The sequence below is a fragment of the Actinopolyspora sabaoui genome, from assembly GCF_051225635.1.
In the GTDB taxonomy this organism is placed as follows: Bacteria; Actinomycetota; Actinomycetes; order Mycobacteriales; family Pseudonocardiaceae; genus Actinopolyspora.
Map to the genome: position 1 here is coordinate 57,386 of NZ_JBMIHH010000003.1, position 24,840 is coordinate 82,225.

A 24,840-nucleotide genomic window follows, 5' to 3' on the forward strand; every position below is an offset into this window, starting at 1 on the left:
GCTTCACCGCCCTTTCCTGCTTGCTTCGATCGCCTCGGCGTAGCAGTCGACCGTGGCGGCGGCCACCGACGACCAGCTGTAGCGGGTGAGAACCCGCTGTCTGCCCGCCTCGCCCAGCGCTGCCCTGCGGGTGGGATCGGCCAGCAACGTGCCCAACCGGGCGGCGAGGGCTTCCGCGTCCCCGGGAGGTACGAGTTCGGCGGTGGTGCCGTCGGGCCCCACCACTTCGGGAATCGCGCCCGCCCTGCTGGCGACCAGCGGAGTACCGCAGGCCATGGCCTCCACCGTCGGCAACGAGAAACCCTCGTACAGCGAGGGAACGCAGGCGATCTCGGCGGAGCCGAACAGCTCGGCGAGCCGCTCGTCGGTGAGCCCGCTGACCGTGCGGACCACGTCACCGATGGCCAGTTCCTCGATCAACCGTTCGGTGGGCCCGCCCCTGGTGGGTTTGGCGACCAGCACCAGTTCCACGGCGCGTTCGGTGCGCAGTTTCGCCACCGCCTCCAGCAGCGTTCCGATGCCCTTCATCGGGGTGTCCGCGCTGGCCATGGCCACGATCCGCCCCGGAACCCTGGGTCGTTGAGGTGGGTGGAAAACCTCGGGATCCACCCCGAGCGGTACGACCCGCAGGTTCGCCCGGTCCACGCCGAAGTCGCGCACGATGTCCTCGGCCGAGGACTCCGAGACGGTCAGTACTCGCGGCATCCGGCGAGCCACCCGGCGCTGCATCCGAAGGAAGCCGTACCAGCGTCGAACCCCGAGTTTGCGCCACCCCCGGGCGGCTGCCAGTTCGACACGCCGGTCATGAGTGATGGGATGGTGCACGGTGGCCACCAGCGGAATCCCGGAACGGCGCAGGTTGAGCAGGCCGTAACCGAGGGACTGGTTGTCGTGCACGACGTCGAACTCGCTCGCCCTGGAGCGCAGTATTCGTGCGGCACGCAGGCTGAACGTCAGCGGTTCGGGAAAGCCCGCCGACCACATGATCCCCAGTTCGGCCAGGTCGAGCGGGCCGCGCAGCTCCCGAGGGTGCGGGGTGCGGAACGGATCGGACTCCCGGTACAGATCGAGACTGGGTACCCGGGTCAGCCGCACTCCCTCGTCCAGTTCCGGGTAAGGCTGTCCCGACAGGACCTCGACCTCGTGTCCTAGTTCGGCGAGTCCACTGCTGAGGTGACGAACATAGATCCCCTGCCCGCCGCTGTGCGGCTTGCTTCGATAGGAAAGCAGCGCAATTCGCACGATTCACCTCACGCACCCGGAACATCGCAGAACGAGCGGGCTGAAACATGTTTCGGTTCCGGCTCCGCATAAGCTTACCCGGTAGTAACTCGGACCGGTCACCCTCCTGGCCACACCGGGCGGTGTGACTCGGAACCGCTGCGCAAGGCCGAGCCACCGCATCCTGGGGAGCGGCGGGTGGCGACAGCCGCTTCTCGGCCCGAGAAACACGAAACAGGGGCGCCCACCTGGGTGGACGCCCCTGTTGTCGCTATCGCGCCGTTGTCACGATCGTTCTGTTGTCGACCGCACGGTGTCGCCCACCGGAGGTCGTACTCACTGGGTGAGTTCGAGCAGGTCGGAACCACTGCCCTGGAACAGGTTCCTGTCCACCGGGCCGGTGATACCGGGGACGCTGCCCTTGTTGGTGTACTGCCAGAACGAGTAGGCGTCCCAGCCACCGAACACGCTCGGCTGCGGGACCCCGTAGGAGGCCAGCCACAGCGGGTTTTCCGAGAACGCCTGCGAGCCTGCCATGCAGCTGCTCCAGAACGACGGGCTGGCGTAGACGATGGCGTCCTGGCCGGTCTTGGACTTCACCCGGTCGAGGAAGCTCTGGGTCCAGGAGTGCAGCTGGCCGGACGTCTTGCCGTAGCAGCCGCCTCCGTTGGGCGAGACCTCCAGGTCCAGCACCGGCGGAAGGGTCTTTCCGTCGTCGGTCGAGCCCATCGTGTTCAGCAACCGGTCCGCCTGTCCGACAGCGGAGCCGGTGGGCCTGCCGAAGTGGTAGGCACCGGCGAGCATTCCGGCGTTCTTGGCACCGTTGAACTGCTGGTCGAACATCGGGTTGGTGAAGTTCCCGCCATCGGTTGCCAGCACGAAGGCGTAGTGCTCACCGGAGGCGGCCACCTTGTTCCACTGGATGGGGCCGTTGTGATTGGAAACGTCGATACCGTGCGCGTTCGGCGGAATGTCGACGGCGGACTCCGAGGGGGAGTTCTTGGCTTCGGGAGCGCTGTCCGAGTCGGGGTTCTCGGCCTGCTCCTGCCCCGAAGCCGAGTCCTGCCCCGAGGAGGAGTCCTGTTCGGTTCCGCCCTGGTCCGACTGCGTCTCGCCGGACTGCGTCTCGTCGGATTGCGCCTGACCGGAAGAGCGCAGCTCCACCGTGTGAGCCGCCGGGGTGGTCCGCTCACCGGTGTCGGGTCCCGTCGTGCCGACGAGGATCGCCAGCACACCGAACGCCGCCACGGCCGCGGTCAGCTGCACCGAACGACTGCGCAGCTGTGCGCGGTGGCGCCCCGAGCTCTCCGGCAGCCTCGCGCGCAGCTTGGCGACGTGAGGGTGAAGCTCGTCGCGGATCCGGCGTGCCGTGGGCGCCAGCCGCTGTCGGACCGGTTCGATCACCGGCGAGAGCCGCTGCCACACGCGCCGCGCGACTGGATCGATTCGGCTTCGCAAACCCTCGATGGCGGAAATCAGCCACGCGTGCGCGCGCCGCGCGTAAGGAGCGGCCCAGCGCACCGCACGTTGGGTCAGCGTCGCCAGTGCGGCCAGCACTTGCCGCAACCACCGGACGATCCGATCCGTGGTTCGACGCGCGACGGGTCGCAGCCGGTAGGCGGTGTCACGCGCGAACTGTTCGCTCCCGCGCGCGGCACGCTGCCAACCATTGGAAGCACCCGGTGCGTTCGAGGGCCGCTCCGGGTTCGCTCGACGCTCGGTGGCGTCTGCCGACTCGGAAGAGCCGACCGGTTCACGGGGTTCTTCTTCGGGGTTGTGTTGGCCGGGGGTATTCACGAGTCCCCAGACTCCCAGCACTGAGTGTGCACGTAACCACCGGAAAACACGTACACGACTACCTAGATTGCCCTAATGGGTAGTGCCCACAGGACCGGAAAGTAACATTACGTGTTGATATCGCCCCGAAATGTCGGAGCCAGCCCCGCAGAATCACGGCAACAGAGGTCCGAACCACACCACATCGACCCTATACCTTCCGCCGCGACCGTCGAAGCAGGCGGTGATCCGTGTCGCAGCGGCTGCCATGCTGGGGGTATGAGCAACGAGCGCAACGTCCTCGGCGAGCCTCTCGAAGAATGCGGCACCGATCCGCTTACCGGTTTCCATCGCGACGGCTGCTGTGCCTCGGGCCCGGAGGACACCGGAAACCACTCGGTGTGCGCGGTGGTCACCAATGAGTTCCTGGAGCAGCAACGCGAGTCGGGCAACGACCTCACGGCCCCGCTGCCCCAGTTCGGTTTCCCCGGTCTGCAGGCCGGGGACCGCTGGTGCGTCTGTGCCTCACGCTGGCTCGAGGGCTACCAGGCGGGAGTGGCACCTCCCGTGGTACTGGCCGCCACACACGAACGCGCCCTCGAGGTCGTCTCCCTGGACGTGCTACGCGAACACGGAGTGGATGTCCCGGCCGACCCGAGTGCGTTGAGCTGAGCACGGACGACACCGACTCGTGACAGATCCCTGTCGAGGAGGGGCGATGCGAGACCGATCACGCGCACTCGTGGTGGTTCGGCACGCGAAGTCGGACCGAACGGTCACCGGAGCGGACCACGATCGGCCGTTGGCCGCACGTGGGCGACACGAAGCTCCACTCGCGGGTGAATGGCTGCGCGAGCACGGGGCCGGTGCCGACCTCGTGCGCTGTTCCACGGCGACACGGGCACGTCAGACCGGGGAACTGCTGCTTCCGGAGCTGCCCGGTTCCCCGAGGATCGAGTACGACCCGAGGTTGTACGGGGCGGACACCGCCGCTCTGCTCGAGGTGGTGCACGATCTCGCAGCGGAGGACCGGGGCGCCCTGCTGATAGCACACAATCCCGGCCTGGAGGAGCTGGTCGAACTGCTGACCGGCACGAGCATCGAGCTCAAGACCTCGGGCATCGCGGTACTGCGTACCTCCGGAACGTGGGCCGAGGCCGGAGCGGGATGGGCCGAGCTGGCGGCACACGCCACACCCCGTCCACCGGAACGGCTCTGACCCCCGAGCGCGGGGCTCACGGCTCCGGATTTTTCCACCACACCGGCAGCACGAGCACTCGCCCGATCCGGCAGGACCGACACGGCGACGTCCGTTCCGTGCTGTCTCTCACGAGGATGAGTACGGGTGCCCGGTGCCCGTTCTCGGAACACACCGAAAGCGGGCACCGCGCACTCCGACTCGGGCTGCTCGTGAGGTTCACACCCGACGAATCGGGACGAGCCGCCGAAGTCACCCGGTACTCCCCGGAGGAGCGAACGTCTCAGCTCGCCTCACGCTGCCCACCGGATGCGGCCGACAACACGCCCTCGTCCTCGGAGGCGTCGGCCTGCTCGACCGCCCGCTGCCTGGGCAGTTCGACCGGCTCGTCCCGCATCTCGTCCGAGTCCTCGCCTCGGGGGGTGTCCCGCACGTAGGCATCGGCCTGCTCGGACTCGGTTCCGGTCACCGAGGCAGCCAGGAACGGCTCCGCCTCGTTGAGCAGATGCTGGCCCGCCCTGACCTGCTCGGCCATGTTGCGGCGCAGTGCCCGCATCGCCTCGACCTGCTCGTTGGCGCGCTTGGTGCGTCGTTCCGCCTCGGCCGCGGCCTCGCTGATCCGCCGCTCGGCCTCCTGCCTGCTGGCGGAGTCACGCTCGGCCAGTTCACGCATGGCTTCCTGGCGACGTGCCGCCATCGAGATCTCGAAGTCATGCTCGATCTCGTTGCGTCGCTGCTCGGCCTCCCGATCCAACCTACGACGGTGTTGCTCGGCCTCCTCAGCCATTCGCTCGATCTCACGGCTGGTCTGTTCCAGCGCCTGCTGCCGTTGGTCCTGCGCCTGCTGCCGCCATTCGTCCGCCTCGGCGACCAACCGCTCGTACCTGGCACGCAGCTCGGAAGCGGCCTGCTCCGAACGCGACCACTCGTGCTCGGCGGTCGCTCGGGCCGAGGAAATGATCTCGGCGGCCTCGTCGTTGGCCAGCTGGACCATACGACGCAATCGATCCGCCAGGGCCTTCTCCTCGACGGGAGTCCGGCAGACATCGTCCAGCTGCCTGCGTAACGAATCGATCTCGGCACGTGCCTGTTCGAGCTGGGTGTTGAGGTCGGATACCTGGCTGAGAGCGGAATCGCGATCCTCGGTCAGCATCCGGACCTCGGCCTCGGTCTGCTGAATGTAGAACTGCACCTGCGAACGCCGGAATCCGCGCCACACGACGTCGAAATCCGACTCGAGCGGCACTAGCTCACGGCTGTCATTGTGCCCCACGGTCTCACCCCATCCCTGATCACTCAGTGGTTGCATGTGGTTGGAGCGAGCCACGCCCCCGACGCGGCAATTTCCGTTCTACACCCGAAATGCGCCCGGCGATGTCCACCACTCGACTGAACTACGTACGGTTCACATCGCACTGTGCACACGGGCTTGAAACGGATCGCTGCCACACATTGTCCACACCAACCGGTGCGGCGATCAACGGTAGGGACGAAAAAGCGGGTAACCGTCCGGTGTCGGACCGGACAATACGAGAAAACCGGCTCAGCCGTGGGCGGTATCGCCGACCGCACGCCGAAAGATCGTCTCGATCTCGTCGCGCTCGGGCAACGGTTCACGAACGATCCCCTGCCACAGCAGGCCACAGAACACCGCCGCGAGCATTTTGCCCGAGACCTCGTCGGTGTAAGCGGTGAAAAGGTCCCGCAACGCCCCGTCCCACTCGGTGCTGGCGGCCCGCAGGGCGGGACGGTGCAACGCGGCCACGTAGAGTTCGTGCTCCACCACGGTACGTTCCCGCTCGGGGCCGAGATAGCGCAACACCAGATCGGTCAACACGGCGGGCAGATCGACGCCGGAGTCCATCCCGTCCGCCCACTCCCGCAGTTCGGCGACGTTGTCCTGGGCCGCCTGCCGCAGCGCCACGGCGAGCAGGTCGTCCAGCGTGGCGAAGTGGTAGGTGGTGGAACCGAGCGGAACCCCGGCCGCCGCGGCCACCGCACGGTGGGTGATCTTCTCGATGCCACGCTCGGCGACAACGCTGATCGCGGCCCGAGCGATCCGTTCCCGTCGCCCGGGGTCCTTGCGCGAACCGCCGTTCCGGCCTCGTCGCTCGTCGACCGTCGCGTGAAGCGACTCGGAGTCCGTCGTGGTCATCGCCTGTCGTGTGCCTTCCGCCGGTTCGCCTACATCTCGTGCTCGCCGGAACACCTTCGGTGGTTCCGCCCTCGGGACGAACAACACCCTGCCACGAAACCACCGGAAGGCGATGCGACCCACCTCACGACAATCACTTCTTCGCCGGTCAACGCCTCAATGGCGATCGAAATGGGGACCACGCGAGCAACTATGTGTACATCTGTACATAAAAACTGCTAGAGTTCGGCACCGGCAGCCGCGGTGCGTGTCGTACGGGCTCGTCCCGGGTACACACCACCCCGGCGCACGACGACGAAAGCAGTGGCCGCACCGGACAACCACACGGCGACGGGACACTCGCCGCCCGGACAGGACGAGATCCGAGGGACGCTCCCCCTCGCCGCGGTGATCCACCGAGTGTTGCCGGGCACGGCCGAACGGTCGGGCGGCGCACCGCCCGGAAAGCAAGCAAGCAGCCTCGACGGGAAACTCACTATGTCGCAGACCCACGCCCCGCCGAACGAGTCGATCACCACGCGAACCGGGGATCCGACCGCTTCCGGCACCCTGCTCATCGACGGTGTGTGGCAGGCGGCCTCGGCCGGGAACACCCGGGAGATCCGCTGCCCCGCCGACGGTTCTCCGGTGATCACGGTCTCCGAGGGCGACCGCACGGACGCCGAACGCGCCATAGCGGCGGCCAGGGCCGCTTTCGACGAGGGAACGTGGCCCGCCACCTCGCCCTGGGAACGCGGCGACCTGCTGCTGAGGGTGAGTGAGATCCTGGTACGCGACCGTGCGGAATTCGCACGCGCGGAGTCGCTGGACACCGGTAAGCGGTTGGTCGAGAGCGGCTACGACATGGACGACATCGCCGCGTGCTTCCGCTACTACGGCAAGATCGCCGGAACCGACGCGGGCCACGTCGTCAACACCGGTTCCACCGATGCCATCAGCAGGGTCGACTACGAACCGGTCGGTGTGTGCGGCCTGATAACGCCGTGGAACTTCCCGCTGCTGCAGGTGGCCTGGAAGGTCGCCCCCGCGCTCGCGGCGGGCAACACCTTCGTGCTCAAGCCCAGTGAACTGACTCCGAGCACCGCGATGCTGCTGATGCGCGCACTCCGGGAAGCGGGCATGCCCGCGGGAGTGGGCAACCTGGTTCTCGGCAACGGCGCCGAGACCGGAGCTCCGCTCGCGGAACACCCCGACGTCGACCTGGTCTCGTTCACGGGTGGACTGCACACCGGTCGGAACATCGCCGCCTCGGCCGCCGCGACCGTGAAACGGGTCGCCCTGGAACTGGGCGGGAAGAACCCGAACGTCGTGTTCGCCGACGCGGACTTCGAAACCGCGGTGGACTACGCGCTGACCGCGATCTTCCTGCACTCCGGCCAGGTCTGCTCGGCGGGCGCCCGACTGATCGTGCAGGACGAGATCCACGACGCACTGGTCGACGAGATCGTCCGGCGCGCCGAGCGCATCGAACTCGGCGGCCCCTTCGACGAGACCGCCGAGTCCGGACCACTGATCTCGGCCGAACACCGTGCCAAGGTCGAGGACTACGTGGCTCGCTCGGTCGAGGAAGGAGCGGTGCTGCGTACCGGCGGGAGCCGTCCGGAGGCCGCCGAGCTGCAGGCGGGCTACTTCTACCTGCCCACCGTGCTCGACGAGGTGCGGCAGGGCTCTGCCGCCGTCTCCGAGGAGTCCTTCGGACCGGTGCTGACCGTGGAACGTTTCCACGACGAGGCCGAGGCCGTGCGCATCGCCAACGACACGCACTACGGCCTGGCCGGTGCGGTGTTCACCTCCGATGTGAGCAAGGCGCAGCGGGTGGCCGGGCGGCTGCGGCACGGCACCGTGTGGATCAACGACTTCCACCCCTACCTGCCCCAGGCCGAGTGGGGCGGCTTCAAGCAGTCCGGTATCGGACGTGAGCTGGGCGGCGGCGGTCTCCGGGAGTACCAGGAGGCCAAGCACGTCTACCAGAACCTCCGTCCGGGACCGCAGTACTGGTTCGCGGGACAGCAGCAGCCGAACGAGTGAGTTCCCCGATCCTCGGGGCGTCGGTGGTCGACACGACCGCCGAGGGGAGCGGCCCGTTGCGCCGTCTCGACTCCGAACCCCCTCCCGAACCACCGACGCCCCGGAACCAACCACCCCGGCTCCACCCGCGGCGATCCGTTCGCCTGCGGTGGGGACGAGCCGGTGAGCTCCCGAGCGTCCCCCGCGGCTTCGACGGGCCCGGGTGTATCGCGGTGTCGTGCACAGAACAGGAGAGCAACGATGAGTGATGAGGCGACCGCTTTCGACTACGTCGTCGTGGGTGGCGGCAGCGGAGGAGCCGCGCTCGCCGCACGACTGTCGGAGGACCCGGACATCACGGTGTGCCTGCTGGAGGCCGGTCCCACCGACCAGGACAAACGTGAGGTCCTGGAACTGAAGCAGTGGATGTCGCTGTTGGAGTCCGGGTTCGACTGGGACTACCCGATCGAGCCGCAGGAAAGCGGCAACTCCTTCATGCGGCACGCGCGGGCGAAGGTGCTCGGCGGTTGTTCCTCGCACAACTCCTGCATCGCCTTCTGGGCCCCGGCGGAGGACCTCGACGAGTGGGAGTCGATGGGGGCCACGGGCTGGAGCGCGGCAGACGTTTTCCCGCTTTACCGCAGGCTGGAGAACAACGAGTCGCCCGGTGAACACCACGGTCACCAAGGGCCGGTCCGACTGCGCAACGTTCCACCGAACGACCCCTGCGGCAGTGCGCTACTGCGTGCCTGTGAACAGACCGGCATCCCGATCACGGAGTTCAATTCCGGCCGGACGGTCACCCACGGTGCCAACTGGTTCCAGATCAACGCCCACGAGGACGGCACCAGGGCTTCTTCCTCGGTGTCGTACCTGCATCCGATCATGGGCAACCGTCCGAACCTGCACGTACGCACCGACGCCAGGGTCAAACGGGTGGTCTTCGACGGGAACCGGGCCACGGGAGTGGAATGTCTGGCGGCCGACGGCATCCGGACCGACCGGGTCACCGCGCGGCGGGAGGTGGTGCTCAGCTCGGGCGCCATCGACACTCCGAAGCTGCTGATGCTGTCCGGTATCGGTCCTGCCGAGCACCTTCGTTCGGTCGGAGTGGACGTGCTGGTCGACTCCCCAGGTGTGGGGTCGAATCTGCAGGACCACCCCGAGGGGGTGATCGGCTGGGACGCGGCCGAGCCGATGGTGCAGGACTCCACCCAGTGGTGGGAGATCGGTATCTTCACGACCACCGAGGCCGGCCTCGATCGCCCCGATCTGATGTTCCACTTCGGTTCGGTGCCGTTCGACATGCACACCGTGCGGCAGGGATATCCGAGCACGGAGAACGGGTTCTGTCTGACCCCGAACGTCACACGGAGCCGTTCGGTGGGAACGGTGCGTCTGCGCAGCAGGGACTTCCGGGACAAACCCGCCGTGGATCCGCGCTACTTCACCGACCCGCACGACATCAGGGTGATGACCCACGGCATCAAACTGGCACGCGAGATCGTGGGACAGCCCGCGATGCGCGAGTGGGCGGGAGCAGAACTGCATCCCGGACCGGATGTGGTCTCCGACGACGAGATCGCCGATTATTTGCGTGCCACGCACAACACTGTGTACCACCCGGCTGCCTCGGTTCCGATGGGTAACGGCGACAACGCGCCGCTGGACGCCAGGCTGCGCGTGAAGGGTGTTCACGGTCTGCGGGTGGCCGATTCCTCGGCGATGCCGTTCCTCGTGGCGGTGAATCCGAATATCACCACGATGGCGATCGGTGAGAAATGTTCCGACATGCTGAAGGAAGACGCCGCCTGACATCTGCGTGACATTGACGGAACAAAAACTGGAGGGCTTTCCACGGAAAGCCCTCCAGTTTTTTTGGGTTCAGCTGACGCTGGTGGTGGTCAGCACGGGATTGGGCGAGGGGTAGCAGCTCGTCGGAACATCGACACTTCCGATAATCGTGGAAACCTGCGCGTTGAACGTCAGGCCCGGATCATCGTAGGCGGTGCCGTAGAGGTGGGTCTCGATCGGACCGGAGCTCCCCGCCTGCAGCGTGGCGGTCACGGTGGGCAGTTCGAACTCCGCCCCGCCGGAGATCGGGCCGGACACGTGCAACGTGGCGATTCCGTTGCTCACGTCGATCGTGGGCGCCGGAGTGCCGAGGTTGGAGCCACCGCTCTGCGAGGTCGAGACGTGCGTTGTGTTCTCGGGTACCGGCAGCTTGAGGTCCAAGCCGTCGATCTGCTCCACGCCGAAACCGTTCACCTCGGAGGGCACGGTGTTGACGGCCGGGTCGATGACGATGTCGAACTGCTCACCGGGGGCGACACTCGCCGGGGCGGTCACCTCCGAGTCCTGCTGGTAGCTGAACTGCTGCTCACCGAGCGGAGAATCGCCCGAGCACTCGAAGTTGTGCGAGAAACTCGCCGCGGCCGCGGGCTGGGCCAGAGCGATCACGGGGGCGATGGCGAAAGCAGCCGCCGCCAATAAGCGCGTTCCGCCCGAACGAATGGAAGATGCCATTTGTCTCACCTCTTAAACGATTGTCGAAACGTGGATTCCACATGGAATGCCGCGCGGCAACCAAAATATCTACCGACCAGTAGGGCTTTTCGTCAATAACGGCGAACAACCCTCGGCAAAACGAGACGAAAAAATAGATACGAGTCGTAATTCAATTGACTGCGAAATTTCACCGAAACACAGCAGTAACCGGCCGAGCGGAGTCACACCTTTGGCGCAGTATCGCTACACTCGGTTCACGTGATCCGCTGAACGAGGGGTCTTCGTTTTTCGCCCGTTCGCGGGCGAGTCGGCTTACCGGAAGAGCCGACGAGGTGACGCTCCGCAGCGGGGGCCGCACATCCGGGTGAAACGAGCGAAGGCCCGAACCCTAGCCAGCATACCGGCTAGTCGGTATGCTCCGCACCATGCGGACCCAACCCGCCATAACCACCGTGGTGTTCGACTACGGGGGCGTACTCACCACACCGGGCCGAACGGCCGTCGAGTCCTGGGCACGTGCCGAGGGTATCCGACCCGAGAGTTTTTCCGCAGTCCTGCGGGATTGGGTCGGCCGCGACGCCCCGGACGACAGCCCGATCCACCTCCTCGAGACCGGCGAGCTCTCCCTCACGGAGTTCGACGGGATGCTCGCCGAGCGACTGGTTCGCGCGGACGAGCGACGGGTGGTGGCCGAGGGGCTGCTTTCCAGGCTGTTCTCGTTCATGGAGCCGGACGAGGAGATGATGCGGCTGGTCACGACACTTCGCGCCTCAAGAGCCCGGACCGGGTTGCTGTCCAACAGCTGGGGCAACAGCTACCCGTGGCAACGGCTGGGGCCAATGTTCGATCAAACGATCGTCTCCGGCGAGGTCGGCCTGCGCAAACCGGACCCCCGGATCTATCACCTGGCACTACGTCGACTGGACACGAAACCGGAACACACCCTGTTCATCGACGACGTGCGAGCCAACGTCGCCACCGCCGAGGAACTCGGCATGCACACGATCCTGCACCAGGACGCGCAACGCACCCGGACCCGTCTCACCGAACTCATCCCAGGCCTCGACGCACCCGAGCGGCAGGAGTAAGCATGTCCGACGAGACCACAGCGTCCCAACCTCCGGGACTGGACCTCGGCGCACTCCGTTCCTACCTGGAACGCGAGCACCCCGGCTTGATCGACGGCGAGCTGCACGGCGAGTTGATCCAGGGTGGCAGGTCCAATCTCACCTACGCGATCGGCGACGGCAAGAACAACTGGGTACTACGGCGACCCCCGCTCGGTCACGTGCTGGCCACCGCACACGACATGAGCCGCGAATACCGCGTGATGAGCGCACTGGCCGGAACCGACGTGCCGGTCCCCGCTACGTATCTGCTCTGCGAGGACGAACAGGTCATCGGTGCGCCGTTCTTCATCATGGACCTGGTGTCGGGCCAGGCGTGTCGCAGTGAGGAGCAGACCCGCGCGCTGAGTTCCGAGCAGCGCCGTGACCTGGCGATGCACCTGGTCGAGGTCCTGGCACGGCTGCACGCGGTGGATCCGGAGTCGGTCGGCCTCGGCGACTTCGGCAAGCCCGAGGGTTTCCTGCAGCGCCAGGTTCGCCGCTGGAGCAAGCAACTGGAGGCTTCGCAACAGCGGGAGCTGCGCGGGGTCACCGAGCTGCGGGACCGGCTGGCCGCACGCGTCCCCACGGGTGGACGAGCGGCGATCGTGCACGGCGACTACCGGCTGGACAACGTGCTGATCGACGAGAACTGCGCCATCCGGGCGGTGCTCGACTGGGAGATGGCCACGCTCGGTGATCCACTCACCGACCTCGGGCTGCTGGTCGTGTACTGGGAGGGTTTCAACGGCATCGCGGACAATCCCATCGCCAAGGGGGTGGGCCCGGAGTTCGGTTTCCCCTCCGCGCGCGAGATGTTGCGGCACTACGCCGAACTCAGCAGTGTCGACACCTCCGAACTGGACTGGTACGTGGCTTTCGGCTTTTTCAAGATCGCGGTGATCCTGGAGGGAATCCACTACCGCTTCACGCAGCGTCAGACCGTCGGCGAGGGATTCGAGCACGTCGGCGCGCTGGTCGAGCCGTTGATCGAGCAAGGATTGACCAACATTTCGGAGAAATGAATGGATTTCACTTTTGATGAGCGCACCGAGAACCTGCGCTCGGAGATCAATTCCTTCATGGACACCCACGTCCATCCCGCTGAGGAGGAATTCGAGCGGCAGGTGAGCGACACGGCCGATCCCTGGTCGGTGCCACCGGTGGTCGAGGATCTCAAGCGGGAGGCGCGTCGGCGCGGACTGTGGAACCTGTTTCTGCCCGGCGATCACGGCGCGGGGCTGACGAATCTGCAGTACGCACCGCTCGCCGAGATCACCGGACGCAGCCCGCACCTGGCACCCCCCGCGATGAACTGCGCGGCCCCCGACACGGGAAACATGGAAGTACTCACCATGTTCGGTGACCAGCGCCAGCGAGAGCAGTGGTTGGAACCGTTGCTGCGTGGCGAGATCCGCTCGGCGTTCTGCATGACCGAACCGGACGTCGCCTCCTCGGACGCGAACAACATCGCCACCCGGATTCGCCGGGAGGGCGACGAGTACGTCATCACGGGACGCAAGTGGTGGTCCTCCGGAGCGATGAATCCGAACTGCCGGGTGCTGATCGTCATGGGCAAGACCGACCCGGACGCCGAGCAGCACCGGCAACAGAGCATGGTCCTGGTCCCGGTGGACACACCCGGCGTGACGATCCGCCGTGGTATGCACGTGTTCGGTTACACCGACGGTGATCACGGAGGCCACGCCGAGATCGACTTCGACGAGGTCCGGGTCCCCGCCGCGAACATCATCTCCGGCGAGGGCGAGGGATTCGCCATCGCGCAGGCCCGGCTGGGGCCCGGCCGGATCCACCACTGCATGCGGGCGATCGGTATGGCCGAGCGGGCACTGGAACTGATGTGCCGTCGTGTCACGCACCGGGAGGCGTTCGGACGCCCGCTGGCCGATCAAGGTGTGGTGCAGCACTGGATCGCCGAGGCACGGGTACGGATCGAATCGGTTCGCCTGCTGGTGCTGAAAACGGCCTGGCTGATGGACACGGTCGGTAACCGCGGTGCGCACACCGAGATCCAGGCGATCAAGGTGGCGGTGCCGGAGATGGCCACCACAGTGATCGATCGTGCCATTCAGGCGCACGGCGGCGCGGGGGTCAGCCAGGACACCCCACTGGCCAATCTGTACGCGCACGCCAGGACGCTGCACCTGGTCGACGGTCCCGACGAGGTGCACCGCCGTTCACTGGCCCGCCGGGAACTCAAGCAGTACCGGTGACACCGGGAAATCCCCGAAGCCGCCCCCGGACGGGTTTCACCGGGACGGGATTCGACTGCTGGAACCCGAGGGCACGCGCCACGTCCCACACGACGAGAACGACAACGCAGAACGATCAGGAGGCAGCATCATGACCGTGTTCAGCAGCGCCGAGGAACTGCACGCCGCCAGCGGCACCGATCTGGGCAGCAGCAGTTGGTGGACGGTCACCCAGGACATGATCGACCGGTTCGCGGAGGCGACCGGCGATCACCAGTGGATCCACGTCGATCCCGAGCGGGCCGCGGCAGGGCCGTTCGGCACCACGATCGCGCACGGTTTTCTCACACTGAGCATGGTCAGCGCACTCAACGCCGAGATCTACGGTGTGCGAGGCGCGAGCATGGTCATCAACTACGGGCTGAACAAGGTGCGCTTCCCGAGTCCCGTGACGGTGAACAGCCGCGTACGTGCGAGCTCCCGCCTCGCCGAGGTGTCCGAGGCGGGCGAAGCGTCGCAGCTGACACTGCACACCACGGTGGAGATCGACGGGGCGGACAAACCGGCTTGTGTCGCCGAGGTGCTCTCACGAGTGATGTTCTGACGGGTCGGTTCCAACGCCGCCACGGCCGGGCACTCGACCGGTGCGGAGGAGTGCCCGACCGTGGCGGAGGACTCCGAAGCGGCGCGATGTTTCGTCGCGGTGTGGTCCGCGGGCCGAACCGGTTGCCCGCGGACGGAGCGCTTTCGGCAGGGCCGGTCCCGTGAACGCAGGGCCGGTCCCGTGAACGCAGGGCCGCTCCCGTGAACGAGCATGCCGCAGCAGAGCGCGGGCGAAACGGCTCCCCACCACGCGGTGGGGTCGGGAACCGTTTCGAGCGGTGCGCTCACGAGTTGGCGTAAACCACCCGTCCCACGGTGTGACCGTCGGCCACCCGTTGCGTGGCCTCGGCCAGTTCCGCCAACCCGACCCGTTGGCTGACCAGCGGGGCCAGCCTGCCCTCGTCGGCCATTCGGCTCAGGTCGTCGTGGGCCTCGCGGACGGCCGCCGGGTCGCGCTCATTGTAGAGTCCCCAGTGCAGCCCGACGATCGAATAGTTCTTGATCAAAGCGTGGTTCAGCCCGGGAGTCGGGATCTTCCCGCTCGCGAAACCGATGATCAGGATTCGTCCCTCGAAGGCGACGCACTTGGTGGACCGCTCGTAGGTCTCCCCTCCGACCGGATCGTAGATCACGTCGGCCCCTCGACCGCCGGTCGTCTCCTTGACCACCTCCACGAAGTCCTCACTGCGCCGGTCGATCACCACATCGGCACCGAGTTCGCGGGCCACCTCGGCCTTTTCCGGACCACCGACGACACCGATCACGGTGGCCCCGGCTGCCTTGCCGAGCTGCACCGCGGCGCTCCCCACTCCGCCGGAGGCCGCGTGGACGAGTAGCGTCTCGCCCTCCCGCAGGGCGCCCCGCCGGTGCAGCCCGAACCAGCCGGTCTGATACCCGATGAACAGCGAAGCGGCCTCGGCGTCGGACAGCGCTGCCGGTGCGGGGAAGGTACGCGCGGCGTCCATGAGGGCGTACTCCGCGAATCCCCCGGTGGGTACGGCACCGGCTCCGATGACCCGTTCACCGGTGTCGAAACCGCCGACTCCCGAGCCGAGCTCGACGATCTCACCGCAGAGCTCCACACCGGGAGTGAAGGGCGTTTCCGGCTTGACCTGGTACTGGCCCCGACACATCAACGCGTCGGGGAAGTTCACCGGAGCGGCCGCCACCCGAACCAGAACCTGATTCGGACCGGGTTGCGGTAACGGGGACTCGACGAGTTCGAGCACGTCCCGCGGCTCGCCCAGTTCCGAAACTCTGAGTGCCTGCACTGGTCACCTCCAACATTTTTCCCGCGACCGCGGCGGCCGCGGGAGCGATCCGAACTCGGGGAGTTCGTGACAGAACTTGTTTGCTCGCTCGGGCCTTGTTCCGGACCCCGGCTCCGTCCGGCTGTAACTCCGTGCCGAGTCACCGCCCGTCCCGACCGGTCGGTACGCCGCATGCGCAGTGGCCTCCCACGGGAAGAACAGCCCGCACGGCACTCCACCCGACCCTCAGGCACGCAACGCGTCCAACAGCAGGTCCGCGAACTGATCACCCACCTGCTCCCCACTCATCGGCCCGTCCCTGCGGTACCAGCTGCCGAGGTGATGCACAGCGCCGAAGAAGAAGTCGACCACGAGCTCGGGGGAACGATCCGCGCGGAAGACCCCGGCACGTTGCCCCTCCTCGATCAATTGCCTCACTCGTTCGTGGTAGCGCCGACGTTCGGCGCGTACCTCGGCCTGTTTGTCGGCATGCAGCAGGTGCATGGAACGGAAGAAGATCACGGTGTCCTCCAGGTAGGCGACCGTGGTCACCACGACGTCCGCGGCCACCGCACGGAGTCGCCGCTCGACGGAGTCCGAACTGTCCGCCGCCTGTTCCATCCGGACCATCTGCACGCGCAGCACTCGCGCGTAGATCTCGTAGAGCAGGTCGTCCTTGGAGCCGAAGTAGTGGTACATGGCTCCCTTGGTGACTCCGGCCGCATTTACGATCTGCTGTACCGAGGTCGTCTCGAAACCCTGCTCGGCGAACAGGCGCGTGGCCGCACTCAGCAGCCGCTGTGGCACCGGCTCCTGCCCACTGTGTCGCGTCCGGTCGACGGTATCCCCGCCTTCCTCGGTGAACGAGCTCGGTGCCATCGCTTCCTCCCTGACTACTGCCACTGGGTACCCAACAGGGTACCGACCGGTCGGTCCCCGTACGCGTCCGTCGAAGGGCCCGCAGACGAGGAGGGCGCACCGACCCGAGTCCCGTCCCGCAACCGTGGTCACCGAACGGCCGTGGACCACAACTACGCTGTCGGGCCCGTTCCGGGCCTGCCGCGGCTCCCGGGCCGGAGCGGCCAACCTCAGTCGGACCGTTCGATCTTCCCGCGCAGCGAGCGCATCCCGGCCAACCAGCGATCCGGATCCGTCGCACGCTGGACGTAGTGTCCGGCCACCTCGGGATGCGGCAGGACCAGGAACTCCCCACCCAGCGAATCCGCGACGATCTCGGCGACCTTCGTGGGCTCGACGGCATCGGCGTCGAGCAGCCGCCGCCCCGTCTCGCCGCTTTCGGCGAGCATTCCGGTCCGCACACCCTGCGGGCAGAGTGCCTGCACCGTGACACCTCGATCGGCGTAGGTCGCCGACAACCATTCGGCGAATCCCAGTGAAGCGTGCTTGGTCACCGAGTAAGGCGCGGCTCCGAGCATGGTGAGCAGGCCGGCGGCCGAGACCGTCGCCAGGAAGTGACCGCCGCCCGCCTCCAACCAGTGCGGCAGCACAGCCCGCGCCGCGCGCACGTGCGACATGACATTGATCTGCCACGCCCTGTCCCAGTCCTCCTCGGGGGCTTCCGGACCACCCGCGGTGGCGACCCCGGCGTTGGCACAGAACAGGTCGATGCCGCCGTAACGCTCCAACGCGGTGTCCACGAGTTCGCGCACCCCGGCCTCACCGGACGCGTCACCGACCACGGCCGTACCGCCGACCTCCTCGGCCACTTTCCGTGCCGCCGCCCCGTCGATGTCGTTGACAACCACGCTCGCACCCCGTGAAGCGAACTCCCGAGCCATCGAGGCGCCTATACCGTTGCCCGCGCCGGTGATCACGGCCACGGAACCGGCCAGCCGCATGCCGACCTCCTGTCCCCGTCGTTACGAAACTGACTGTCGCTTCGGACGCCCGCGCCGTTGGTTCGGCCCTCCGCACTGTCGGTTCGGAACCCCGTACCGGGTGAGGACCCGCGACGCGGGACCCCGCTCCCCGTAGGTACCGCGAGCTCCATCCACTCGTAGCGGCCAAAAGTGTTCACATCCCGCCGGTGAGCGATACTCCGCCGTCCAGGGTCAGGATCTGGCCCGTCACCCAGGACGCCTCGTCGGAAAGCAGGTAGGCGGCGGCTCCGGAAACATCGGAGGGCACCCCCAGCCTCCGCATCGGGTACTGTTCGGCGACCTCTGCCTCGTTGTCCTGGTACAGCGCGGTGGCGAACTGCGTCTTGACCACCGCCGGGGCAACCGCGTTGACACGCACGTCCGGACCGAGCTCGACGGCCAGCTCACGCGTCAGGTGGCTCAGCATCGCCTTGGTCGCTCCGTAGTAACCGATACCGGGGGCCGGATTCGACCCGGCCAGCGAGGTGACGTTGAGTACCGCACCGCCGTTGGCCGACATCCACTCCCGGTGGACCAACTGGGTCCAGGCCAGCGAAGCCAGGACGTTGACCTCGAAGGTCTTGCGCGCGATTCCGTGATCGAGCTCGATCAACGAGCCGTAAGCGGGGTTGATCCCGGTGTTGTTGACCAGCATGTCGACACGGCCGAAAGTGCGCAGGGTGCGGTCGACCGCGTCGGCCTGGTGCTCGCTGTCGTCGGCCTTGCCCGCCACCGCGATCGCGTGTTCCGCACCGCCGAGTGCCTCGACGGCCTCCTGCAGGGCATCGGGTTTGCGCGCCGTGATGCACACCCGGGCGCCCTCGGACACCAGGCGCTGTGCGATACCGAAACCGATTCCCCTGCTCGCACCGGTGACGATCGCCACCCGACCGTCGAACCGCTTGCTCATACTTTTCCTCTCCTAGTAGTTGTCGCTCAACCGCGCGCTTCGTCCCGAAGACGCCGCCGAAGGATCTTGCCGGTGGTCGTCTTCGGCAACTCCGCCACCAACTCCACCTCGCGTGGATACTTGTATGCCGCCAACCGCTGTCGGCAGTGGTCGGCGAGCTCCTCCCCGGTGGTGCTCACACCGGGCACCAGGCTGACGTAGGCCTTGACCGTCTCACCCCGGTACTCGTCCGGAACGCCCACCACCGCCGCCTCCCGAACGGCGGAGTGCGAGTAGAGGACGTCCTCCACCTCGCGGGGCCAAACCTTGAAACCGGAGGCGTTGATCATGTCCTTTTTCCGGTCGACGACGTAGAACCAGCCCTGCTCGTCCATGAAGCCGACGTCCCCGGTGTGCAGCCTGCCCTCGGGGATCGATTCCTCGGTCTGTTCCGGCTGGTTCCAGTAGGAGGGCACGACCATCGGCCCCTCCACGACGATCTCGCCGACCGCCCTCACGGGCAGGTCCACCCCGTCGTCGTCCACCACGCGCAGCACGCAGTTGAACGTGGGAATACCGACGCTGATCGTGCCGGTCTCCTCGTCGACCGGAGCCTCCAGGTGCGGCGGCACGGAGGTCGCCGTGGCCGTGGTCTCGGTGAGCCCGTAGCCGTTGCGGATGTAGAGCCCGAAATCGGAGCGGAACCGTTCGACCATCGCGGCCGGAAGCGGCGCCCCACCCGCGTACACCTGTTCGAACGAGCGAAAATGGTCGGCGGTGGATTCGGGGTGGTTCATCAACGCGATGTAGGCAGTGGCCGGGCCGATCATGTATCGCGGACGCCACCGGCGCAGCGCCGCCAGTACCGCCGACGGCTCGAACCGGTACACGAGGTCGAGTCGTCCTCCCAGGGCCAGCACGGCGCCGAGCTGGCACACGAGGCCGGTTATATGGAACAGCGGAGCCAACGCGATCATGCCGCTGCCGTCGTGGCTACCTGTGCGCTGGGTGAACGCCTGGGCGTTGAAACTGATGTTGCGGTGGGTGTTCGTCGCCCCTTTGGGGGCGCCACTCGTTCCGGACGTGTAGGTCAGCAGTGCGATGTCGTCCGGATAGAGTCGTACGTTCGGAGGAGTGGCCGTCCGGCGTTCGGTCGCCGTCGCCACGAGATCCGCGGTGTCCGTGGGCCGCCGCCGCTCCAACCCCCGCAACGGAGTCCCCTCGTGTTCGGCGGCCAAATCCAGCTCGCTGGTTGTCAGCGTCACCGCCACCCCGGTGGCGGCGGCGACCTCACCCAGCACGTCGTGCCAACCGTTCTCGGAGGAGATCACCGCCTCGGGTTGGGCATCCGCCAGAATGGTGCTCAGTTCGTGCGAGCGGTACATCGGATTGAGCGGGACGACGATGCCGCCCAACTTCCATCCCGCGAGCACGGCGATCGCGAACTGCGGAACGTTCTGCAGGTACACCGCGACGCGGTCGCCCCCGTCGATCCCCTGCTCAGCGAGGTATTCGGCCACCCCGTTGGCGAGCTCGTCCAGCTCACGATAAGTGATCTCGGTACCGAAGTAGGTAAGCGCCACGCGATCGGGAAACCGCGAACGGGTGTCCGTCAGCACGGCCAGCATGTCTTCGTACGGTGGGGTGATGTCCGCGGGCTCGTCCGCGGCATAACACTCCAGCCAGGGACGTTGATCGTAGGTACCGGACATGAACACCTCCACAAGACCGACCAGTCGGTACGTCCAGTAGACTGATTACGACGGTTTACGTCAACCCACCTCCGGAACACGGCGAAAAACAGACCGAGTCTTGACGAGATCCATTGGTCTAGTCCAACTTCGGTGATTCAACCAGTGACTCCGGAGGTTTCGATGCACATTCGCCGCATCACCGCCGCCCTCGTCGCCGCGGCCATCCCGTTGACGATGACAGCGGTCCCGGCCGTGGCAACGCCCCACCACGCAGGAAAGACCGACCAGCCGAGCGCCGCGACCGAGAGCGCCGCGCTGCCCGAGCACCAGCTCACCGGCTATTGGCAGAATTTCGTCAACAACGCCGAACCATTACGCGTAAGCGACATTCCGGACAGCTACGATCTGGTGGCGCTCGCATTCGCCCAGTCGGACGCAACCCGCCCCGGTGCCGTGAAATTCAGCGTCGATTCCCAACTCTCGGGTGCGCTGGGCGGTTACTCCGACGCGCAGCTCAAGGCGGACATCGCCGAAAAGCAGAGCCAGGGCACGGATTTCGTGATGTCCATCGGTGGCGCCAAGGGTTCGGTCGATCTGAGCACCGAACAGCGCGTGACCAACTTTGTCGACTCGATGACCACGATTATCGAGAACTACGGCCTGGACGGTCTCGACATCGATCTGGAACACAGCTTCGACACGGCCGGGATGACCAGCGCCGCGCGCCAGCTCCGAAATCACTTCGGTTCGGACTTCATTCTGACCATGGCGCCGCAAACACTGTATGTACAGCCGGGCGGCTCGTACATGCAACTGATCGACAACCTGAGCGACATCATCACCACGGTGCACACCCAGTACTACAACTCGGGCTCGATGCTGGGATGCGACCAACAGGTGTACAGCCAGGGTTCGGTGGACTTCATCACCGCCCAGGCGTGCATTCTGCTGGACAAACTCAGCGCCGACCAGATCGCCCTGGGGCTGCCCGCCGCACCGTCAGCCGCGGGCAGTGGCTACGTGCAGCCCTCCGTGGTCACCGACGCGCTGGACTGCCTGGCGACGACGAGCGACTGCGGACGGTTCGTCCCAGGCCAATCGCACCCCTCGATCAGCGGAGTAATGACCTGGTCGATCAACTGGGACGTCAGCAACGGAACCACTTTCTCCACGACCGTCGGCAACCATTTGGATACCCTGCCGTAACCACATCCCGGAAGCGGCGGAACCGTCACGTCGAAGCGAGCGTGGCCCCGAATCCTCGGGTGAACGACCTGAGCGGACGGCGACACACGGGCGACACCGGCTCCCGCTTTTCCGGACCGGGTAGGGCGCCGGAACGGCCCCTAACACATTCCCGGGCGTGACGCCTTGTTGAAAGTGGACGACTCGAAGCCCGCAGCGGTGGAAAGTCGTCCACTTTTCGCACCCTTTTCCGAACTTTGATTACGCAAAGCAATATTCTTGTCACTTAATGTGATTCTACTGACAACCCGCACGTTGGCGCACACAAACCCGCCACCAGGGGGTAAGCTGGCACCATGACAGTCGCGCTGGAGACCGTGCTCGCCAGAGCCGGTCTGAAGGTCACCGCGCATGAATTCCTCGTGCTCGTCGAGGACGCGGCCAAAAGACTCACGCCGCCCCAGGCGGATCCCAGCGCGCACTTCGACGAATCCGAACGCGCGACACTGACCGAAACGGGTCTGGATCTGTCGCCGCTCGCCGAGCGGGAAACCGACCCCCGTGCGCGCGCGGTGGCGGAACAGACCGTACTGCGCGACACCGCACTGTCGGTGGGTCAAGCCGCCGAGCTCGTGGGCGTGGACAGCAGCCGCATCAGACACCGAGTGGCCTCCCGCCGACTGATCGGATGGAAGGACCGCGGTGGCTGGCGCCTGCCGGCCTGGCAGTTCACCGAGGACGACGTACTGCCCGGTCTGGAAACCGTACTGACCGCCATGCCCGGTGACCAACCGGCGCTGGTACTGGCGAACTTCATGACCACGCCGCAGCAGGACCTGGAGCTGGGAGACCGCCCTGTGAGTCCGCGTGACTGGCTGATGGCATACGGTAATCCGCAGCGAGTCGCCGAACTCGCTTCGGTCATCGGAACGCCCGCTTAGTCGACGACGGACACAGGACCACCAATGGCTCGGCTCCCACAGCCGCCCGCCCCAGCTGTGCTGCAGGCGCTTCTTCGCCGAACCGAGGACGTCGTCGCGCTCCCCGCCGGGACCCGGCTCGTGCGGATCTTCGCCTCGGGAGGTAATCACCCGCAGCACTGGAACAGTTTCCGCTACGCGGGCCCACTTCCGCACGCCCGCTTCGATCCGCATCCACCGAAGCCGCAAGGCGGCCCCACTGTCACCAGGGAACACGGCGTACTGTACTTCTCACTGGCGGTACAGACCTGCATCGCCGAGGTGTTCCAGGCAACATCCACAGTGGACCGCAAAACGCGTGCGCCGCAGCTGGTGATATTCCGACCACGTCGGACCGTCCGACTACTCGACCTCTCCGGACTCTGGCCGACCAGAGCCGGCGCCTCCCAGGCGATCAGCAACGGCACGAAGGAACGCACCCAGTCCTGGGCGCGGTGCATCCGCGCGGCCTATCCGGAACTGGACGGTCTCTGGTACCGATCGTCGATGGACGCCGGTGAGCCCTCGGTCTGTCTGTGGGATCCACCGGCGGCAACGGTACTGCCGGAAGGTCCCGACCTACTGCTGCCGCTCGAACACCCCGGCCTGGACCTGCCCCTGGGAAGGGTCTGCAAGGAGCTCGGCTACACCCTGTTGAACTAGTGGGGGCTCGTTGAGCGGGTGGTTCGGCGAGGCACTCGAAGCCTCGCCGAACAGCGGACCCACCCGTGAGCTCCCGCCACGGGCAAGCGGAAACATCGCACGACGGCCGCCCAACAGCGGGCCGGACACCTCGCACGCGAGGAGTGCTCGCGAGCAACCTGTCCGGTCCACCGCGGGGCCTCAGCGGACGCGGCTGTTTCAGCCGAGCTCCGCGTTCTCGGCTTCACGCTGCTGTCGACGCGACTTGAGCAGGCTGGCCACAGCGGTGACCAGCAACACGAGAACGATCACACCGAGCGACAGGAAGTTTCCGATCTCGAACCACTCGGGCACCAATCCGTAAGCGTGCAGGGCGTGCACGATCAGCTTGAACCCGATGAAGGCCAGAATCACGGACAGCCCGATGGAGAGATAGACCAACCTGTCGACGAGGTCCCCGAGCAGGAAGTACAGCTGCCGCAACCCCATCAACGCGAAGGCGTTGGCGGTGAACACCAGGAACGCCTCCTGGGTGATTCCGAAGATGGCCGGAATCGAATCCACCGCGAACATGACGTCGGCGCTGCCGATGGCCACGATCACGATGAACATCGGTGTCAACCACCGCTTGCCGTCGATCCTGACCGACATCCTGGTGCCGTGAAACTGCTCTGTTACCGGATAGGCCTTGCGAACCCATCGCACGACCGCGTTCTCCGGATCCTCGTTCTCCTCGTTGTTACGGAGCATGCTGATCGCGGTCCAGAGCAGGAAAGCGCCGAAGACGAAGAACACCCACACGAAACGGGAGATCAACTGGGCACCAATGGCGATGAACAACCCGCGAAAGACCAGCGCGAGGACGATACCGATCAGCAGCACCCGGTGCTGGTGGATCGAGGGAACCGCGAAACTGGACATGATCACCATGAAGATGAACAGGTTGTCCACGCTCAGCGAGTACTCCACCACGTAACCCGTGAAGTACTGGATCGCGAAGTCGTGGCCACCGAACCACCACACCCCGAGACCGAACAGGAGAGCACAGGCGACGTAGAAAACCACCCAGCGAGCGGCTTCACCGGCCTTGACCTCGTGCGGCTTGCGGTCCACGATCACGAGATCCAACAGCAGCAGCCCGACCAGACCGGCCAGGGTGGCCAGCCAGACCCACCAGGAAACACCCAGCGTTTCCTGTTGACTCCGCTGTGCCGCTTCCGCGAGCACATGCGTCCCGACGTACATCAATCACCTCCGGTACAGGGCTTATGCCGGGGACCGGAGGTCTCTCCCACCGGCTGAGCCGGCCGGCGGCACCGGGAAAGAACACCGGACATGCCGGAGTTCGATCCGTGATGACGACACCGCCGCGACAGGAATACTCCCCTCCAAACCTCGTGAATTGTCACCCACGTTCGGCGTCGACCGCCATCGGGGGTAGGCACCGACATCCATCCACCGAGAACGCCATGACCCCGGAAAACACGGGCAACACGCGGGTCGAACTGTAGCCAAGCTCACTCTCGCGTGGTTAAATGAGGACTCCACGGGCAG

At 66.3% G+C, this 24,840-nt stretch carries 22 protein-coding genes; 11 read left to right on the plus strand and 11 right to left on the minus strand.

Annotated features, from left to right (window positions below; translation table 11 throughout):
• Positions 1-3: 3 nt before the first annotated feature.
• Positions 4-1,242 (minus strand): glycosyltransferase family 4 protein, encoded by a 1,239-nt coding sequence (locus tag ACOQFL_RS05415; protein ID WP_435542979.1) that lies wholly within the window; start codon positions 1,240-1,242, stop codon positions 4-6.
• Positions 1,243-1,557: 315 nt separating this feature from the next.
• Positions 1,558-3,018, minus strand: coding sequence for a GH25 family lysozyme (locus ACOQFL_RS05420; RefSeq protein WP_435542980.1), 1,461 nt, complete (start codon positions 3,016-3,018; stop codon positions 1,558-1,560).
• Positions 3,019-3,276: 258 nt separating this feature from the next.
• On the opposite strand from ACOQFL_RS05420, the gene ACOQFL_RS05425 reads away from it, so the two are divergent.
• Both ACOQFL_RS05425 and ACOQFL_RS05430 read left to right on the plus strand, forming a co-directional pair.
• Positions 3,277-3,669: a DUF2237 family protein gene (locus ACOQFL_RS05425; protein ID WP_435542981.1), complete on the plus strand. Its 393-nt coding sequence runs from the start codon at positions 3,277-3,279 to the stop codon at positions 3,667-3,669.
• Between the two features lie 46 nt (positions 3,670-3,715).
• Positions 3,716-4,216 (plus strand): SixA phosphatase family protein, encoded by a 501-nt coding sequence (locus ACOQFL_RS05430; RefSeq protein WP_435542982.1) that lies wholly within the window; start codon positions 3,716-3,718, stop codon positions 4,214-4,216.
• Between the two features lie 262 nt (positions 4,217-4,478).
• Here ACOQFL_RS05430 and ACOQFL_RS05435 read toward each other — a convergent pair whose 3' ends face one another.
• Both ACOQFL_RS05435 and ACOQFL_RS05440 read right to left on the minus strand, forming a co-directional pair.
• Complete coding sequence (locus ACOQFL_RS05435; protein WP_435542983.1) at positions 4,479-5,504, minus strand: coiled-coil domain-containing protein; 1,026 nt, start codon at positions 5,502-5,504, stop codon at positions 4,479-4,481.
• A gap of 234 nt (positions 5,505-5,738) precedes the next feature.
• Positions 5,739-6,350, minus strand: coding sequence for a TetR/AcrR family transcriptional regulator (locus tag ACOQFL_RS05440; protein WP_092627598.1), 612 nt, complete (start codon positions 6,348-6,350; stop codon positions 5,739-5,741).
• A 477-nt stretch (positions 6,351-6,827) separates the two neighbouring features.
• Here ACOQFL_RS05440 and ACOQFL_RS05445 point away from each other — a divergent pair, with 477 nt between their 5' ends.
• Complete coding sequence (locus ACOQFL_RS05445; protein ID WP_435542984.1) at positions 6,828-8,378, plus strand: aldehyde dehydrogenase family protein; 1,551 nt, start codon at positions 6,828-6,830, stop codon at positions 8,376-8,378.
• 240 nt (positions 8,379-8,618) lie between these two features.
• Positions 8,619-10,172, plus strand: coding sequence for a GMC family oxidoreductase (locus tag ACOQFL_RS05450; protein ID WP_435542985.1), 1,554 nt, complete (start codon positions 8,619-8,621; stop codon positions 10,170-10,172).
• Positions 10,173-10,241: 69 nt separating this feature from the next.
• Here the strand turns inward: ACOQFL_RS05450 and ACOQFL_RS05455 are convergent, their stop codons facing one another.
• Positions 10,242-10,883 carry a cyclase gene (locus ACOQFL_RS05455; protein WP_435542986.1) on the minus strand — a complete coding sequence of 214 codons (642 nt, stop codon included), beginning with the start codon at positions 10,881-10,883 and terminating at the stop codon, positions 10,242-10,244.
• 407 nt (positions 10,884-11,290) lie between these two features.
• Between ACOQFL_RS05455 and ACOQFL_RS05460 the strand changes: the two genes are divergently transcribed.
• The 4 genes from ACOQFL_RS05460 to ACOQFL_RS05475 all read left to right on the plus strand — a co-directional run bounded on the left by ACOQFL_RS05460 (position 11,291) and on the right by ACOQFL_RS05475 (position 14,788).
• Positions 11,291-11,953: an HAD family hydrolase gene (locus ACOQFL_RS05460; RefSeq protein WP_435542987.1), complete on the plus strand. Its 663-nt coding sequence runs from the start codon at positions 11,291-11,293 to the stop codon at positions 11,951-11,953.
• A 2-nt stretch (positions 11,954-11,955) separates the two neighbouring features.
• On the plus strand, positions 11,956-12,996 hold the full coding sequence (locus tag ACOQFL_RS05465) for a phosphotransferase family protein (RefSeq protein WP_435542988.1): 1,041 nt from the start codon (positions 11,956-11,958) through the stop codon (positions 12,994-12,996).
• The gene (locus ACOQFL_RS05470) at positions 12,997-14,205 is read left to right on the plus strand and encodes an acyl-CoA dehydrogenase family protein (protein WP_435542989.1); all 1,209 of its coding nucleotides are present in this window, start codon (positions 12,997-12,999) and stop codon (positions 14,203-14,205) included. It begins immediately after the preceding gene.
• A 130-nt stretch (positions 14,206-14,335) separates the two neighbouring features.
• Positions 14,336-14,788 (plus strand): MaoC family dehydratase, encoded by a 453-nt coding sequence (locus ACOQFL_RS05475; protein WP_435542990.1) that lies wholly within the window; start codon positions 14,336-14,338, stop codon positions 14,786-14,788.
• Positions 14,789-15,071: 283 nt separating this feature from the next.
• Here ACOQFL_RS05475 and ACOQFL_RS05480 read toward each other — a convergent pair whose 3' ends face one another.
• From ACOQFL_RS05480 to ACOQFL_RS05500, 5 genes are all read right to left on the minus strand, one after another.
• Complete coding sequence (locus ACOQFL_RS05480) at positions 15,072-16,058, minus strand: NADPH:quinone oxidoreductase family protein (RefSeq protein WP_435542991.1); 987 nt, start codon at positions 16,056-16,058, stop codon at positions 15,072-15,074.
• A 225-nt stretch (positions 16,059-16,283) separates the two neighbouring features.
• The gene (locus ACOQFL_RS05485; protein ID WP_435542992.1) at positions 16,284-16,916 is read right to left on the minus strand and encodes a TetR/AcrR family transcriptional regulator; all 633 of its coding nucleotides are present in this window, start codon (positions 16,914-16,916) and stop codon (positions 16,284-16,286) included.
• 209 nt (positions 16,917-17,125) lie between these two features.
• A complete protein-coding gene (locus ACOQFL_RS05490) occupies positions 17,126-17,896 on the minus strand; it encodes an SDR family oxidoreductase (RefSeq protein WP_435542993.1) in 771 nt (256 codons plus the stop codon).
• 175 nt (positions 17,897-18,071) lie between these two features.
• Entirely contained in the window at positions 18,072-18,827 is a 756-nt protein-coding gene (locus tag ACOQFL_RS05495; RefSeq protein WP_435542994.1) for an SDR family oxidoreductase, read from the minus strand.
• A 26-nt stretch (positions 18,828-18,853) separates the two neighbouring features.
• Positions 18,854-20,518, minus strand: a complete 1,665-nt coding sequence (locus ACOQFL_RS05500) for a class I adenylate-forming enzyme family protein (protein WP_435542995.1) — start codon at positions 20,516-20,518, stop codon at positions 18,854-18,856.
• A gap of 162 nt (positions 20,519-20,680) precedes the next feature.
• On the opposite strand from ACOQFL_RS05500, the gene ACOQFL_RS05505 reads away from it, so the two are divergent.
• The 3 genes from ACOQFL_RS05505 to ACOQFL_RS05515 all read left to right on the plus strand — a co-directional run bounded on the left by ACOQFL_RS05505 (position 20,681) and on the right by ACOQFL_RS05515 (position 23,307).
• Positions 20,681-21,706 carry a chitinase gene (locus tag ACOQFL_RS05505; RefSeq protein ID WP_435542996.1) on the plus strand — a complete coding sequence of 342 codons (1,026 nt, stop codon included), beginning with the start codon at positions 20,681-20,683 and terminating at the stop codon, positions 21,704-21,706.
• Positions 21,707-22,041: 335 nt separating this feature from the next.
• Positions 22,042-22,626, plus strand: coding sequence for a DNA-binding protein (locus ACOQFL_RS05510; RefSeq protein WP_435542997.1), 585 nt, complete (start codon positions 22,042-22,044; stop codon positions 22,624-22,626).
• Between the two features lie 24 nt (positions 22,627-22,650).
• Positions 22,651-23,307, plus strand: coding sequence for an RES family NAD+ phosphorylase (locus ACOQFL_RS05515; protein ID WP_435542998.1), 657 nt, complete (start codon positions 22,651-22,653; stop codon positions 23,305-23,307).
• A gap of 198 nt (positions 23,308-23,505) precedes the next feature.
• Here the strand turns inward: ACOQFL_RS05515 and ACOQFL_RS05520 are convergent, their stop codons facing one another.
• A complete protein-coding gene (locus tag ACOQFL_RS05520; RefSeq protein ID WP_435542999.1) occupies positions 23,506-24,531 on the minus strand; it encodes a TerC/Alx family metal homeostasis membrane protein in 1,026 nt (341 codons plus the stop codon).
• Positions 24,532-24,840: the final 309 nt, after the last annotated feature.

Excerpts from the sequence above, each read along its gene's own strand:
- ACOQFL_RS05515 (WP_435542998.1), top strand. The coding sequence starts at position 22,651 with ATGGCTCGGCTCCCACAGCCGCCCGCCCCAGCTGTGCTGCAGGCGCTT.
- ACOQFL_RS05470 (WP_435542989.1), top strand. The coding sequence starts at position 12,997 with ATGGATTTCACTTTTGATGAGCGCACCGAGAACCTGCGCTCGGAGATC.
- ACOQFL_RS05520 (WP_435542999.1), bottom strand. The coding sequence starts at position 24,531 with ATGTACGTCGGGACGCATGTGCTCGCGGAAGCGGCACAGCGGAGTCAA.
- ACOQFL_RS05430 (WP_435542982.1), top strand. The coding sequence starts at position 3,716 with ATGCGAGACCGATCACGCGCACTCGTGGTGGTTCGGCACGCGAAGTCG.
- ACOQFL_RS05455 (WP_435542986.1), bottom strand. The coding sequence starts at position 10,883 with ATGGCATCTTCCATTCGTTCGGGCGGAACGCGCTTATTGGCGGCGGCT.
- ACOQFL_RS05495 (WP_435542994.1), bottom strand. The coding sequence starts at position 18,827 with ATGAGCAAGCGGTTCGACGGTCGGGTGGCGATCGTCACCGGTGCGAGC.
- ACOQFL_RS05485 (WP_435542992.1), bottom strand. The coding sequence starts at position 16,916 with ATGGCACCGAGCTCGTTCACCGAGGAAGGCGGGGATACCGTCGACCGG.
- ACOQFL_RS05440 (WP_092627598.1), bottom strand. The coding sequence starts at position 6,350 with ATGACCACGACGGACTCCGAGTCGCTTCACGCGACGGTCGACGAGCGA.
- ACOQFL_RS05445 (WP_435542984.1), top strand. The coding sequence starts at position 6,828 with ATGTCGCAGACCCACGCCCCGCCGAACGAGTCGATCACCACGCGAACC.
- ACOQFL_RS05475 (WP_435542990.1), top strand. The coding sequence starts at position 14,336 with ATGACCGTGTTCAGCAGCGCCGAGGAACTGCACGCCGCCAGCGGCACC.
- ACOQFL_RS05505 (WP_435542996.1), top strand. The coding sequence starts at position 20,681 with ATGCACATTCGCCGCATCACCGCCGCCCTCGTCGCCGCGGCCATCCCG.
- ACOQFL_RS05500 (WP_435542995.1), bottom strand. The coding sequence starts at position 20,518 with ATGTCCGGTACCTACGATCAACGTCCCTGGCTGGAGTGTTATGCCGCG.
- ACOQFL_RS05460 (WP_435542987.1), top strand. The coding sequence starts at position 11,291 with ATGCGGACCCAACCCGCCATAACCACCGTGGTGTTCGACTACGGGGGC.
- ACOQFL_RS05510 (WP_435542997.1), top strand. The coding sequence starts at position 22,042 with ATGACAGTCGCGCTGGAGACCGTGCTCGCCAGAGCCGGTCTGAAGGTC.
- ACOQFL_RS05465 (WP_435542988.1), top strand. The coding sequence starts at position 11,956 with ATGTCCGACGAGACCACAGCGTCCCAACCTCCGGGACTGGACCTCGGC.
- ACOQFL_RS05425 (WP_435542981.1), top strand. The coding sequence starts at position 3,277 with ATGAGCAACGAGCGCAACGTCCTCGGCGAGCCTCTCGAAGAATGCGGC.
- ACOQFL_RS05450 (WP_435542985.1), top strand. The coding sequence starts at position 8,619 with ATGAGTGATGAGGCGACCGCTTTCGACTACGTCGTCGTGGGTGGCGGC.
- ACOQFL_RS05435 (WP_435542983.1), bottom strand. The coding sequence starts at position 5,504 with ATGCAACCACTGAGTGATCAGGGATGGGGTGAGACCGTGGGGCACAAT.
- ACOQFL_RS05490 (WP_435542993.1), bottom strand. The coding sequence starts at position 17,896 with ATGCGGCTGGCCGGTTCCGTGGCCGTGATCACCGGCGCGGGCAACGGT.